This window comes from Actinomadura macra NBRC 14102, from assembly GCF_001552215.1.
Classification (GTDB): domain Bacteria; phylum Actinomycetota; class Actinomycetes; order Streptosporangiales; family Streptosporangiaceae; genus Spirillospora; species Spirillospora macra.
Genome location: NZ_BCQT01000031.1, coordinates 1 through 13447 on the forward strand (window position 1 = coordinate 1; position 13447 = coordinate 13447).

The 13447-nt window shown below is 73.3% G+C and carries 11 protein-coding genes and 1 pseudogene; 1 reads left to right on the forward strand and 11 read right to left on the reverse strand.

What is annotated here, in order from left to right; genetic code table 11:
- Positions 1 to 754: HAMP domain-containing protein (locus AMA02S_RS37740; protein WP_157431096.1), on the reverse strand; the 754-nt coding region annotated here is incomplete at its 3' end.
- Entirely contained in the window at positions 751 to 1440 is a 690-nt protein-coding gene (locus AMA02S_RS37745; RefSeq protein WP_067469211.1) for a winged helix-turn-helix domain-containing protein, read from the reverse strand. The genes AMA02S_RS37740 and AMA02S_RS37745, both read right to left, overlap by 4 nt.
- Positions 1441 to 1541: 101 nt before the next feature.
- On the opposite strand from AMA02S_RS37745, the gene AMA02S_RS37750 reads away from it, so the two are divergent.
- Entirely contained in the window at positions 1542 to 3320 is a 1779-nt protein-coding gene (locus AMA02S_RS37750) for a hypothetical protein (RefSeq protein ID WP_067469214.1), read from the forward strand.
- Between the two features lie 3 nt (positions 3321 to 3323).
- On the opposite strand, the gene AMA02S_RS37755 is transcribed toward AMA02S_RS37750, so the two are convergent.
- The 9 genes and pseudogenes from AMA02S_RS37755 to AMA02S_RS37795 form a co-directional block, all read right to left on the reverse strand.
- Positions 3324 to 4418: a baeRF3 domain-containing protein gene (locus tag AMA02S_RS37755; protein WP_067469217.1), complete on the reverse strand. Its 1095-nt coding sequence runs from the start codon at positions 4416 to 4418 to the stop codon at positions 3324 to 3326.
- Between the two features lie 69 nt (positions 4419 to 4487).
- Positions 4488 to 5426 carry an LLM class F420-dependent oxidoreductase gene (locus AMA02S_RS37760; protein ID WP_067469220.1) on the reverse strand — a complete coding sequence of 313 codons (939 nt, stop codon included), beginning with the start codon at positions 5424 to 5426 and terminating at the stop codon, positions 4488 to 4490.
- Positions 5427 to 5444: 18 nt separating this feature from the next.
- A complete protein-coding gene (locus AMA02S_RS37765; protein WP_067469223.1) occupies positions 5445 to 6101 on the reverse strand; it encodes a response regulator in 657 nt (218 codons plus the stop codon).
- On the reverse strand, positions 6098 to 7336 hold the full coding sequence (locus AMA02S_RS37770; protein WP_245668014.1) for a sensor histidine kinase: 1239 nt from the start codon (positions 7334 to 7336) through the stop codon (positions 6098 to 6100). The genes AMA02S_RS37765 and AMA02S_RS37770 overlap by 4 nt, the downstream gene beginning before the upstream one ends.
- Positions 7337 to 7406: 70 nt before the next feature.
- Complete coding sequence (locus AMA02S_RS37775; protein WP_067469226.1) at positions 7407 to 9482, reverse strand: bifunctional copper resistance protein CopD/cytochrome c oxidase assembly protein; 2076 nt, start codon at positions 9480 to 9482, stop codon at positions 7407 to 7409.
- Positions 9483 to 9509: 27 nt separating this feature from the next.
- The gene (locus tag AMA02S_RS37780) at positions 9510 to 10175 is read right to left on the reverse strand and encodes a copper resistance CopC family protein (RefSeq protein WP_067469229.1); all 666 of its coding nucleotides are present in this window, start codon (positions 10173 to 10175) and stop codon (positions 9510 to 9512) included.
- 113 nt (positions 10176 to 10288) lie between these two features.
- The gene (locus tag AMA02S_RS43305; RefSeq protein ID WP_067469231.1) at positions 10289 to 11539 is read right to left on the reverse strand and encodes a DUF5685 family protein; all 1251 of its coding nucleotides are present in this window, start codon (positions 11537 to 11539) and stop codon (positions 10289 to 10291) included.
- A gap of 113 nt (positions 11540 to 11652) precedes the next feature.
- Entirely contained in the window at positions 11653 to 12951 is a 1299-nt protein-coding gene (locus AMA02S_RS37790; protein WP_067469234.1) for a helix-turn-helix domain-containing protein, read from the reverse strand.
- A gap of 14 nt (positions 12952 to 12965) precedes the next feature.
- Positions 12966 to 13283: pseudogene (locus AMA02S_RS37795) on the reverse strand (PucR family transcriptional regulator); the annotation flags it as partial.
- Positions 13284 to 13447 lie beyond the last annotated feature (164 nt).

Here is a 13447-nt window from a genome sequence, read left to right on the forward strand (position 1 = left end):
CGAGGTCGGCGAGCTCGTCCCGGCCGCGCACCGACACCCGCGTCTCCAGCTCGCCCTCGCCGAGGGCGCGGGCCGCCGCGCCGAGACGCCGCACGGGGCGCAGCACGCCGCGGGTCGCCAGCAGCGCCAGGACGAGCGCGGGCACCAGGGCCAGCGCGTTCTCGATCACCAGGACGCGGGTCAGCAACGCCAGGTCGGCGGACTCCCGGCGCAGGCTGGCGGTGACGAACACCGTCGGCGGCGTGGTCCTGGCGACCCAGCCCTCCCCGGTCCGGTAACCGGTGACGTGCGCGCCGACCAGCAGGTACGGGGTGCCGTCGCGGATGATGCGCTGGAAGACCACGCCGGTCTGCGCGCGCCGCGCGAACCCGATGCTCACCGGCACGTCGAGCCGTCCCGGGGCCGGAACGGCCGGCGAGCCGTCCAGCGGCATTGGCACGGCCACCGCCTTGCGGCCCGGGGGCGCGGCGAGGGCGTCCTCCAGTTGCGCGCCGAGCAGAGCGCTGACGTCGGGCGGCAGCTCCGGCGGCACCTGCCGGGCGAGGGTCTGGCGGACGTCGCTGAGCACGGCGTCCTGGGCGCGCTGGAGCGTCGCGCGCCGCAGCAGTACGTAGGCGGCGCCGGAGGCGAACATCGACGCCAGCAGCGCGACCGCGGTGAACGCGGCCGCCAGCCGCACCCGCAGCCCGGTGAACCACCGGCTCCGTACGGCCTCGCCGCGCCACCGCACCCGGCTCCGCAGCCCGCCGCTCACGTCGCCGCGAACCGGTAGCCGAAGCCCCGGACGGTCTCGATCAGCCGCGGCTCGGCGGGCTCGTCCTCGATCTTGGCGCGGACGCGCTGGACGCAGGCGTCCACCAGCCGCGAGTCGCCCGGGTAGTCGTGCTCCCAGACCGCCGAGAGCAGGTGCTGGCGGGTGAGCGCCTGTCCGGGGCGCCGGGTCAGCTCCAGCAGCAGCCGCAGCTCGGTCGGGGTAAGGCGGATGTCGGTGCCCGCCTTGGTCACCTTCAGCGACGTCCGGTCGATGACAAGGTCGCCGTGGCTGGAGCGGTCGAGCCGGGTCTGGTCGGTGCGGCGCAAGACCGCGCGGATCCGGGCGTCCAGGACACGCGGCTCGACGGGCTTGACGACATAATCGTCCGCGCCGGCTTCCAGGCCGAGTACCACGTCCAGGTCGTCGCCGCGCGCGGTGAGCAGGATCACCGGGAGTCCCCCACCACCGCACAGGTCGTCGCGGCGGATGAGGCGGCAGACCTCGATCCCGTCGACGCCCGGCAGCATCACGTCCAGGATCGCGATCTCGGGGAGCCGGGCCCGCAGCGCCTCCAGCCCGTCCTCGCCGGTGGCACGGGAGGTCACCCGATGCCCCAGGCGGGTGAGCGCGAGCTCCAGTGCCGCCCGGGCCGAGGGATCGTCCTCGACGAAGAGAATGCTCGCCATCCGGACATTATTGGACACAGGTGGTACCGCTCCCCTCCATGTCACGAGATCCAGACATTTCCCAGACAAGATCATGACAAGTCGCCGGGACGGTGGAGCGCATGTCGCTCGCGATCGTCCCGCCCCGGCGGTCAGCCCCGCCCGCTCCCCCGCTGCCCGCGCGCCCGCGGCCGACCGCCCTGCCGTGGCTGCTGGCCGCGGGGGTCCTGGCACAGGCGGCCGTCCGCCTGTGGTTCGCCCGCGCCCGGACGGCGCCCGCCGCCAACCCCGACGAGACCGGGTACCTCGTCGCCGCCCGCTGGCTGGCCGGCGGGCCTGGCGGCGACCTGTCCGGCAACACCTTCTACCAGGGCGGATACCCGCTACTGCTCACCCCGGCGTACTGGTTCAGCCATGATCCGGCGACGGTCTACACGACCGTTATGGTGATCAACGCGGTACTCGGCGCGGCACTGTTCCCGCTGGGGTACGCGGCGGCCCGGCGCTTCGGGCTCGGCCGGCGGCCCGCGCTGCCGCTCGCCTGGGCCACCGCGTTGCTGCCGGCCACCACGTTCTTCGGCGCGTTCGCGCTCACCGACGCCGTCCTGCCGACGCTCGTCCTGGCGTGGCTGCTGACCCTCGACCGCTTCGTCCGGGACGGGCGGTGCTCCTGGGCCGTGCTCGCGAGCCTCCTCGCGTCCTACACCTCGGCGGTCCACACCCGGGGAACGGTCGTGCTCGCCGTCCATGTCGCCGCCCTGACCGTGCCGACCGTGATCACGTTCTGCCGGGTCCTCCGCCGAAAGGGCGCGCCCGGACCGGGAGCGCTACGGGGGGCCGGGGCGGCAGCGGCCGGAATCGCCACCGCGGGCGCCGGGTACGCGGCCGGGGCGGCGCTGAACGCGCGGGTGCGGGCGGAGTTGTACCCGGACGGCGTGCGGGACCTCGCCGGGATCATGGGATCCCGGCTCACCACGACCGCCGGGCAGCAGTGGGCGCTGTCGGGTGCCGCCGGCCAGTTCTGGTACCTGATCGTCTCCACCTGGGGCCTTGCCGGGGTGGGGCTCGTCGCGGTCGCCGCGTCCCTGGCGCGCCGCCGGACGCCGACCCCGCAGCGGACCATGGCGGCCGTGCTGCTCGCCGCCACCTGCGGCATCTCCTACGCCTCGTCCGCCGCGCTGCCCGACGAGCACCGCGTCGGCAACTTCGCCTACGGCCGCTATCTGGCGTGCCTGGCGCTGGTGTACGCGCTCGCCGGGGCCGCGGTGCTGCTGCGGTCCCGGGCGCGGGAGGCGACCCGGCCGGCGGCGGCGGCCGTGCTGCTGCTCGCCGGTGCCGGGGCGTGGGTCACCGCCTACGCGGGCGACCGCCTGCGCACCCATACGTTCATCGCGTTCGACTTCCCCGAGACCACGTTCCTGACCCACGACCGCGGCGCGCTCGACCTGCCCGCCGTCACGCTCACCGTCACCGGGCTGCTCTGCGGCCTGCTGGTGCTGACCCGGCCGCGCCTACCGCGCGGCGCCGCCGCGACCGCCGTCGCCCTCGCCGGGATCAACGTCGCCGCCCTGACGTTCGCCATGGGACCGGCCCCGAAGCGGGTCCGCCCGGCGGCCCCGCTGCCCGGCCCTGCGGCGGGCGGGGTCGTGGTGGACCGGTCGCTGCACTGGGCGGTCAAGACCATGCTCCTGCACCCGGTGTGGTGGACCCGGGTCGGCGCCGTCGACATCCGTCAGGGCCGTCCGCCCGCGCCCGGAGTGTGCACGGTCGTGGTGCCCTTTCCGGATGGGACGTCCCCCGAGGCGTCTTGGCCCGCCCGCCCGGCAGGCTGGATTCCCCACCCGGGACACGCCTGGTCGGTCGGCTGGGTGAGCTGGCACGACCCGTCCTGCGACCGCTAGGTCTCAAAAGCGCGTGACGAGCGCGATGCGTTCGTGGTCGATCAGGAAGCCGTCGGCCACGAACGTGACGTCGCCGCCGTACTCCAGTGCGGTTTCGATGACGTCGTCGACGGCGTCGTCCACGACGTCGGCGCCGTGGAGCACGCCCGGCATCCCCTCGACGGGCACGAGTTCGCCTTGGGTCTTCACCGCGGGCGCGTAGTATCCGCGCTCCACGACGAGGTGTTCGCCGCGCCCCTCCGCCACCAGCCGCGCGACCTCGCACAGCCCGCCGCCGTAGCGCTGGAGACTGCGGGCCGCCTCCAGCTCCGCGAGCACGCCGACCTCGCGCAGGTCCTCGTAGGCCGCCAACGCGGGACGGGCCGCCTCGACGAGCGTGCCGGCAGAGGCGCCCTCGTAGCTGCCGTCTACCCGGCCCGCGACGGCGATGTGCTGTCCGGCCGCCTCGTCGAAGAACGCCTGGTGCCGGGTGACCCCCGCGACGATCAGGGGCCTGCGGTCGCGGGCGAGGACATGGTCGAGGGCGGCGGAGACCTCGCGCATCATCCGGCGGTGGCGCTCATCGCCGTTCTGGCCGCCGTGCCGTGAGTGCCGTCCCGAGCCCTCGTCCGCGGGCGGGGCGTAGTCGACGGGGAAGCCGTCGCGGGTGTGCTCGGTCAGTTCGGCGCCCTGCCCGTCCCAGAGCCGTGACCGCTGGTCCGACAGCGACAGCAGCCAGTAGCGCGGGAGGCGCGTGTAGGCGGCGACGAGGTCGCGGGTCGCGAACCCGGTGTCGACGATCACCCGTTCGTCCACGTGCTGGCCGATCGCATACGCGTGGTGCTCACCGCCGGGTGCGGCGAACAGGACCAGGCCGTCCGCCGCGTGACGCGAGTCGTTCTCCTGGACGGCCTGCTCCAGGCCGTGCATGACCTCCTCGGCGGTGTCCGGCGCGACCCGGACGTCCTCGTGCAGGCGGCGCCGTGCCTCGGCGAGGAGGTTGCGGAGCCGGATCGGGTCCTGGCGGTTGCCCGGGGCGGTGCGGTGGGTCGGCATCAGCACCGAGACCGCCGGGTAGGTCCGCGGCTTGCGCAGTTCGGACAGGGTGGCAGAGTCCATATCCCATTTCTACCGAACCATTGGTAAATGAGGTGCAAGCGCCGGTTGAGTTCTGGACCGTCCGATATATCAGCGCAGCCGGGAGATGATCGGGCCGAGCAGGTCCATGAACGGGGAGTGCACGGTGACATAGGTGAACCCGAACCGGTCGCGCCGCTCCTGGAGCTGCTCGGCGATCTGCGCCTGGGTGCCGATCAGCACGAACGGGGTGTTCAGGATCTCCTCGACGGTCAGATCCCGCAGCTGGGTCGTGTGGAGACGCTCGGCCTCGGCGCGACGGTCGGGGGTTACCGCCACATGCTGGACGAGGACGTTCCACTCGATGCCGTCGACCCGGGCCCCGGCATGCTCCCGGACGAACAGGACCCGCTCGGCGGCCTGCTCCGCCGTCCCCAGCCGGAACGTCCCGGGCGGCGCCCCCTTCACCTGGTAGGCGCCCGCGATCCCGACGATGTCGGCGTGCGCGGCGGCGGTCCGCAGCACCGTGTCGCCGGTGCCGCCGACGAGCAGCGGCGGCCCCGCCCCGTCGAACCCGGTCCGCTGGACCGGGGTGAGCGCGGCCAGACCGAAGTGCTCATCCAGCGCCTTGCGCTGCTCGTAGCCGCCGGCACGGAATAACCGCCCCAGCTCCTCGACCGTTTCGGCCAGCCGGGAGGCGCGCGCACCGAACGGCTCCCACTTGATCCCGGCCGCGTCGAACTCCCACTTCATGTGCCCGGCGCCGAGCCCGAGCTCCAGCCGTCCGCAGGTGAGGCGGTCGGCGGTGGCGACCTCGCGGGCCAGCAGGTGCGGGTTCCAGAAGGGAACGTTCAAGACGAGCGTGCCGACGCGCAGCCGGCCGGTCGCCTCCGCGGCGGCGACCATGGTCGGGAACGGCGCCGGGGAGCCCAGATGGTCCGGGACGAGGGCGACGTCGTACCCGTACCCCTCCGCCCGGCGGCACCGTCCGGCGAGGTCCGCACGGGAGCCGACGTCGAAGAGGTTGAATCCGAAACGGAAGTCCCTCATGGCATCATCCTGCACCGTTCAGCCCGGGGTGATAAACCCCGTCTCGTAGGCGAGGATGACCGCCTGTGTGCGGTCGCGTGCCTGGAGCTTGCCGAGGATGTTGCCGACGTGCGTCTTCACCGTCTGCGGGCTGACGAACAGCTCCCCGGCGATCTCCGCGTTGGAGTGGCCCTTGGCCATCAGCCCCAGCACGTCCGCCTCCCGCTCGGTCAGCTGCCCGTGCCAGCGGACGGCGCGCTCGACGCCCGCGGCGGGCCCGTGTGAGGCCGCCAGCGCCCGGATCGCGGCCGGGAACAGCAGGCTGTCGCCGTGCGCGACCATCCGGATCGCCTGGAGGATCTCCTCCGGCCGCGTCCGCTTGAGCAGGAAGCCGTTCGCGCCCGCCTTGAGCGCGTCGTAGACGTACTCGTCGTTCTCGAAAGTGGTGACGACGATGATCCGCGGCGGCTCCGGGACGGTCTCCAGGATGCGCCGGGTGGCCTGGATGCCGTCCAGCCTCGGCATCCGCACGTCCATCAGGACGACGTCGGGGCGCAGCCGGGCCACCTCGCCCGCCACCCCGGTGCCGTCCTCGGCCTCGCCGACCACGGTGAGATCGTCCTCGGCGTTGATGATGGCGGCGAGACCCGCGCGGATCAGCCGTTCGTCGTCGACCAGCAGCACCGTGACCGTCATGCTCCGGACCTTAGCGGGAGCGAGACGCGGACCCGCCAGCAGTCGGCGTCCCCGTCCGGGCCCGCGGCCAGATCGCCGCGCAGCACGGTGACGCGCTCGCGGATGCCGTCCAGCCCGCGCCCGCCGCCGTGTCCCCTCCCCTCCCCGTCCGGCGCGCCCAGCGGGTTGCTGATCTCCATCTCCAGCCGCTCCCCCACGACGGCCAGGCGCAGCCGCACCGGGACCTTGCCCGCGTGCCGCAGCGCGTTCGTCAGCCCCTCCTGGACGATCCGGTACGCCTCCCGGGACACCGCGGCGGGCACGTGCCCGACCTCCGGCGCCACGTCCGAGTCGAGCTTCACCCCGGCGATGCGGGTCTGCTCCAGCAGCCGGCCGAGGTCGGCGAGCGTCGGCTGCGGAGCCGTGCGGGACGGGTCCTCCCGCAGCAGCCCGAGGACGTGGTCGAGGTCCTCCAGCGCCGCGCGGGCCGACTCCTCGATCGCGCTGAGCGCCTCCCGGGCGAAGGCCGGATCGCTGTCGAGCACCCGGCCGGCCGCGCCGGCCTGGAGCGTCACCACGCTGAGCGCGTGCCCTACCGAGTCGTGCAGCTCGCGGGCGAGCCGGTTCCGCTCGGCGAGCTTGACGGCTCGCGCCTGTACGTCGGCCAGTCTCTCGGCGGCCGACGGCCCGAGGAACCAGGGCGCCAGCCGCGCCAGCAGGCCGCCCGCCAGCACGATCACCGCGAGCAGCGCGGCCAGCGACGCCAGTCCCGCGATCGGCATCGTCCACAGCGGCCAGGTGTCCCGCATCCCCCAGCTCTCAAGGAACTGCGCGTCCCAGCCCACCAGGGGGCCGACGACCAGGACGAACGCGAACGGCGGCACCGTCAGGCTGAGCCCGCTGATCACCACGCCCGCGAACAGGTGCAGCCCGAACCAGGCGCCGGTGCGCACGCGGCTCTCCCACGACCGCGCCGAGCCGGGGACGAGTGCCGCCGCGGGCCCCGCCAGCAGCTCTCTGGCCAGCGAGGCCTCCAGCAGCCGCACGGTCGGGACGAGCCCGGTGACGAACGTGGCCGCGCCCGGCAGTACCAGCAGGATCAGCAAGATCTTGACGACCTGGGTGCCGATCGTGAGGACGGGAGTGAGGCTGATCGCGAGGAACCAGTACGGCATGAGCAGCGCACCGCCCACGACCAGATGGGACCACCGCCGCCAGGTCGTCCGCTCGATCAGCGGCCGCAGTAGACGGATCACGTCCCCGATTTTCGCAGATCAGCGCCTCGCGCCATTCCCCCGTGCGAGGGAGATGGGCTGGTTCACCCGCTCAGGACTTGGCCTTCCCGCCGTCCTCGTCCTTGGCCAGCCGGTCCCGCTCGGCGAGCTTGGCCAGCCGTGCGTTGTAGACGGCCAGCTCGTCGTCCTCGGGGTCCCCGCCGCCCTTCTCCGCACGGTCGGCCTTGCGGTCCATGCGCCGGGCCTGCCGCTGGTCGTCGAAGTACCACTGGAACGCCAGGAAGAGCAGGACGATGAACGTGGGGATCTCGCCGAAGCCCCACGCGATGGCGCCGCCGGTGTGCTGGTCCCGCAGTGCCGTGGTGCCCCACGGCGGGTCGACGGCCGTGTACCAGCCGCGCGCCAGCGGCTGGCTGAGGTTCATGAGCGCGATGCCGAAGAACGCGTGGAACGGCATCGTCACGAACAGCAGCAACAGGCGTCCCGGGTAGGGCAGCTTCCGCGGCGCCGGGTCGACGCCGAGCAGCACCCAGAAGAACAGCGATCCCGCGAGCAGGAAGTGCAGCGTCATCGCGATGTGCCCGAGATGGTTGCGCATCGCGGACTCGAACAGCGAGGTGAAGTACAGCGTGAACGTGCTGGCCACGAAGATGATCGTCGCGACCGCGGGATGCGCGACGAGCGCGGTGAAGCGGCTGTGCAGCGCCGCCGTCAGCCACTCGCGCGGGCCTCGGTCGCCGCGGACCGCGGCGGGTTTCAAAGCCCGCAGCGCGAGGGTGACCGGCGCGCCGACGACCAGGAAGATCGGCGTCAGCATGTTCAGCACCATGTGCTGGGCCATGTGGACGCTGAACAGGATCGGCGCGTACTTGGCGATGCCGGTCTCGGTGACGGCCACGATGGTGATCAGGCCGACGAACCAGGAGACGGTGCGTCCCAGCGGCCAGGAGTCCCCGCGGCGCCGCAGCCGGACGACCCCCGCGAGGTAGATCCCGCCGAGGACGGCGACCAGCACCGCGAAGAAGAAGTCGAACTGCCAGAGCGTCGCCAGCCGCGCCGGTGTGAGCGCGGGCGGCATGTCGTACCCGATCAGCGCCTTGACGGGCGTCTCCTCGCCGGCGGGCGCGGGCGGCGCGGTGCGGGCCAGCGCGACGGCGAGGCCCATCGTGGCGCCCATCACCGCCACCTCGACGCTCGCCAGCCGGGTGAACGCCCACGGCCGGCGGTCGGCCAGGGCGGGGAGCGTCCGGCTCCGGTGCCACCAGCCGAACCAGCCCAGCGCGGTGAACAGGACGATCTTGCCGAGTGCGAGCCGCCCGTAGTCGGTGTTCAGCAGCTCGGCCGGGTCCGGCAGCCGGGAGATGACGTTCACCATGCCGCTGACGCCGACGGTGACGTAGCACCACAGCGCCATGCGGCTGAACCGCTCCGCCATCACGGGCAGCTTGTCGCGGCCGAGCAGCGCATGCGTGCCGACCAGCGCGAGGCCGCCGACCCAGGGGGCGATGGCGGCGACGTGCAGCGCCACCCCGGTCACGGCGACGGAGTGGTTCGCGGCGGACGCCGAGTGCCCGGTCAGCGGCGGCGGCAGCAGCGCCACCCCCGCCATCGCCAGCAGCCCGAACGCGGCGGCGGGCGTCACGGTGGTACGGGCCAGCAGCGCGACGACCACGGCGAGCAGCACCACCAGCATCAGCGCGGTGCCCTGCGGCAGCGACCCGACGTAGCTGCTCAGCTCGCTGCCGGTGAGGACCTCGCCGACCGGCTGGCCGAGCACGTCCGCGACGGTGAACACCAGCGTGGCGGCCGCCGCGGCGGCCCAGACGGAGGCGAGCCAGGACGCGGCGCGCAGGTAACCGATCGCGTCCGCCGACAGCGCGCCCGCGCCCTGCCGCCCGCCGCGCCCGCCCTCCAGCGGGAGCAGCGCGGCGGCGGCCAGGAGGGCACCGACGGTCAGCGCGGCCCCGAGGTCCATCGCCATCCGGGAGGCGGGCAGCCCCCACCGGGTGACGACGCCCGCGTCGCCGAGCCCGGGGATGACCTTCTCGGTGACCGACCCGCCGAGGACGAGTCCCGCCACCAGGAGGGCGAGGGCCGCGACCACCGCGATCACGGCGGCCCAGGCGACGCCCAGGCCCCCGCTCCTACTCACCGCTGTCTTGCTCATGCACCGCTGCCTTCTCTCACCGCCGCCTCACTCACCGCCGGCGGCCACCGGGTGCTTGCGCTTGGCGCGCAACACGATGGCCACGCCGATACCGATGCCGACCAGCACGCCCGCGCCGATCAGGACCCACAGCACCATGCCGGAGCCGCCGTCGTCCTTCTTCGCCTGCTCTTGGTCGATCTTGAGCGGCTGCTCGTTGGACGTGGCGGCGGGCCCGGTCTGCTCCTGGGCGCCGACACCGCCGGTGGTCGGCGCGGCCTGGGGCTGCTCGCCCGTCCCGCCGTCCCCGGCACCGCCCGCGGCGGTGGCGGTGAAGGTCAGGCCGTCGCCCTCGATCGGGTGACCGTCCTCGCCGACCACCCGGTAGGCGACCGTGTAGGACCCGGCGGGCAGCGCGCCCGTCAGCTTCTGCGTGACGGTCGTCCCCGCCCGCGTGGCCTCGCCCGCCTGGAACGTCTTGTTCGCCTTGTCCTTCACGACGACCTTCGCGACGCGTATCTGGTCGCTGAAGACGAGCTTGATCTCCGTGACCGGACCCGCGGTGGCCCCCTTGCCAGGGGTGCTGCTCACCAGCTTCGTGTGGGCGAGCGCGGGGGGCGCGCTGACGGCGCCGAAGACCAGGGTCGCGCCGAAGGCGAGGGTGGCGGCGAGGCCGAGCCGGCGCAGCGAGCGGCGGGGCGTGTGGGTATTCATAGGGGCCGGGTTCTCCAGAGGTTTCGGGGTGGCGGCCCCTAGCCTACTGACGCCCCGACGCTGAAGCGTCCAGGGCCGGCAAGTGCCTGGTCGGTCCGGTCAGGAGTCGCCGGTCAGCAGTCGCACCCGCAGTCACAACAACCGCAGTCACAGCAGTCACAACAGCCACAGTCGCAACTGCCGTCGCAATGACGGGTGCACCAGCAGCGGTCGCTGCAACTCTGGGCGTGGTACTTGCTCCATTCGGGCTGGAACAGCCCACAGGTGATGCAGACGCCCGTCCCGGTGAAACAGGGGACGGGCCAGCCAGGACGGCGTCCCGGCGGCCGGTGCCCGTAGCCCCCGCCACCACCCCAGCCGCCACCACCGCCACTGCCACCACCCCAGTCGCCCCCGCCGCCGGAGCCTCCGTGCGGCGGCCGGCCGGGCGGCGAGTACTGACCTGGCGGCGGATAGTGGCCGGCCGGGCCGTATGGAGCGTTCCCTTGCGGAGGCTGCCCGGGCGCGGGTGGGTAGGCGGCGAACACCTGGTCGACCGAGCGGCGCACCTCGCGTCCGAGCAACGCCCTGACGAGCCGGGGGTTCCGCATCTCCACGTCCGCCAGCGCGAGCCGCAGCCCGTGCAGGGCGTCGTCGGCGTACAGACGCGCTTCGGCGGGGGTGGTGCCGGTCGCGAGGAGAGGGTTGTAGGCGCCCGACGCCCGGTCGTCCGCCACGTCCTCGACGGCGTCGATCAGGTGGGCGAGGCGGCCGAAGAACCGGCCCGCCTCCGCGAGGGAGTCGGCGTTGCTCTCCATGCCCGCGAGGACGGCGGTGTGCGCGAACACGGCCCCGACCGCGGTCTCGGTGGGCTCGGTCAGCGCGGGCAGCCCGAGGCCCGGCGTGGTCTCCAGGGCCGGCTGCCGCGCCACCGCGTCGCGCAGGACGGACGGGTCGAAGCCGACCGCGGTACCGGTGCGACCGCCCGCGGCGTCCCAGCGGGCGGCCATTCGTCCGGCGGCCGCGGCGACCAGGCGGCGCGAGTACGGGCCGTCACCGTCCTGGACGTGGTCGCGGGTCTTGCCCGCCGCGAGCAGCAGCGACGTCGCCGCGGCGAGCTGCGCGCCCTGCGCCCGGGCGGTGACGACCTCGGCGGTCTTCAGCCCCCGCAGCGCGCACGGCCCGGCCTTGCGACGTGGGGACCGCTCCGGTGCCTGCGCCTCCACCAGCACCGACACCAGCAGCCCGTCATAGTTGGTGACGAGCCGCGCGGCGTGGCCGTGCTCGGTGCGCAGCGTCAGGCAGAGCCCGCACAGGTGCGCCATCCAGTCCTTGAAGAGCGACCCGCACAGGACATGCCTACACGGACGTACGACACCGAACATCTCCGGATAACTCCCCACCTCAGGCGACTCGCGGCAATAATCATGGACGCCGTAAGGCCCAAGCCGGTTCACACCGGTACGGTCGGTTCTTCACACCCGCCTCGGCCGTCGCGCTAGACACCTACGCAGGTGAGGGCGCGGCGATAGGCGGCCATGCGGGGCTCACCGACCGATCCGGTCTCCGCCAGCACCTCGGCGAGGTCGAACCACGCCTGCGCGGCCTCCCGGGAGGACTCCATCTCCTCCAGGCAGGTCGCGGCCCGGGTGAGCACCTCGGCGGCGCGTTCCTGCCGCCCGAGCCGGACGCACGCTTCGCCGAGCACGGTCAGCGCCCCGGCGGTGGCACGGCGCGGCGCGTCCCCGAGCAGGTCGATGGCCTCCTCGGCGAGCCGCACCGCCTCGGCGGGACGGCCGAGCACGGTCTCGGCGCGAGCCAGCTCGGTCAGGCACCAGGCGACGTCGATCTCCCCGGCGGAGCTGGCACTGATCTCGGCGCGCACCCGGCTGAGCAGCTCGCGGGCGCGGGCGGCCTGGTCGGGGCGGGCACGCAGCAGCAGCCCGGCGTAGATGACACGGAGCCGGTTGAGGTTGCGGGGGTCCTCGCCGTCCCCGGCGAGCATCAGCGCCCGCTCGGCGAGCGTGACGCCCTCGTCGTACTCGCCGCGGATCTCGGCGACGTAGGCGGCCTCCCAGTACGCGACCATCCGGGCGCGGGGGGTGCCGATCCGTTCGGCCCGCTCGATGAGCTGCGCGGCCAGGTGCCGGGCCCGGACGAGGTCGCCCCGCTCGATGAACGCGGCGAGCAGCGCGGCGCCGAGGTGCACCGCGGCGTCGGTGGAGTCGGCGCCGGTCGCGATGAGGTGCCGCAGCGCGCCCTCGGCGGCCTGCACGCCCGCGCTGATGTCACCGCGCTCGCGCAGGCAGCGGCTGAGCGCGACGTGGACCTTCGCCCAGTGGTCGAGGTCGGCCTCGGCGGAGGCCTCCTCGGTCAGCTCCAGCAGCCCGGTGATCGCCTCCTCCAGCTCGCCCGCGGCCTCCAGCGCCAGCGCGTAGCCCCAGCGGGCCTGGTGCAGCATCTCCGGCAGCGCCACCGCGTCGGCGTTGGCGAGCACCTCGGCGAACCGGGCCCGCGCCTCGGCCGCCGCGCCGTTCTGCAGCGCGATCTCGGCGTAGTCGAGCGTGACGCGCAGCTCGTCCACCACGTCCTCGCTGACCCCGCTGACCAGGTACGTCGCCGAGCAGTTCAGCTTCGCGGCGAGCAGGTCGACCACGCTCGGGGCGGGCACCCGCTTATCGCTCTCGATCAGTGAGATGTAACTGTCGGACAGTTCGGGGAAGGCGAGCTGCGCCTGGCTCACACCCTGCCTGATCCGTAGGGCGCGGATGCGCTGCCCCAGTGTCTCCCGGTCCATCGTTTGACCACCGCCTACCAGGTGCTCGCCAGGCGCGTCGCGCGCAAGGCGAGGAAGAAGTCGACTCGATCTTCTAGTGTGCCGAGGTCCCGGCCTGTCAGATCCTCGATTCTGCGGATCCGGTACCGAAGTGTGTTCACATGGACGTGCAGCCGTGTCGCGCTCCGGTTCCACGACCCTGAGCAGGCGAGGAAGACCTCCAGTGTATGGACGAGATCGGACTGCCGGCTGGTGTCGTACTCCTCCAGCGGCCCGAGCATCCGCTCGCGGAACGTCCACCGCGTTCCCTCGGGGACCGACGCCAGCAGGAGCGCATAGGAATCACAGGCCGCCGCATCCGCCGAGTCTCGCATTCGCACCTCGGCAGGCTATAGCGGACGCCATGGGTCACGCAGCGCAGGCCCGGAATCACCCTCGTGGAATCTCGGGCCGGTTCCGGCGCGACGGGTGACGGGCAGTTAACCTGTGCTCGCCCCTTTCGAGATCATGCCGCTGG

Coding starts and splice junctions, on each gene's coding strand:
- AMA02S_RS37780 (WP_067469229.1), bottom strand. CDS start 10,175: ATGAATACCCACACGCCCCGCCGCTCGCTGCGCCGGCTCGGCCTCGCC.
- AMA02S_RS37745 (WP_067469211.1), bottom strand. CDS start 1,440: ATGGCGAGCATTCTCTTCGTCGAGGACGATCCCTCGGCCCGGGCGGCA.
- AMA02S_RS37755 (WP_067469217.1), bottom strand. CDS start 4,418: ATGGACTCTGCCACCCTGTCCGAACTGCGCAAGCCGCGGACCTACCCG.
- AMA02S_RS37790 (WP_067469234.1), bottom strand. CDS start 12,951: ATGGACCGGGAGACACTGGGGCAGCGCATCCGCGCCCTACGGATCAGG.
- AMA02S_RS37775 (WP_067469226.1), bottom strand. CDS start 9,482: ATGAGCAAGACAGCGGTGAGTAGGAGCGGGGGCCTGGGCGTCGCCTGG.
- AMA02S_RS37760 (WP_067469220.1), bottom strand. CDS start 5,426: ATGAGGGACTTCCGTTTCGGATTCAACCTCTTCGACGTCGGCTCCCGT.
- AMA02S_RS37750 (WP_067469214.1), top strand. CDS start 1,542: ATGTCGCTCGCGATCGTCCCGCCCCGGCGGTCAGCCCCGCCCGCTCCC.
- AMA02S_RS37765 (WP_067469223.1), bottom strand. CDS start 6,101: ATGACGGTCACGGTGCTGCTGGTCGACGACGAACGGCTGATCCGCGCG.
- AMA02S_RS43305 (WP_067469231.1), bottom strand. CDS start 11,539: ATGTTCGGTGTCGTACGTCCGTGTAGGCATGTCCTGTGCGGGTCGCTC.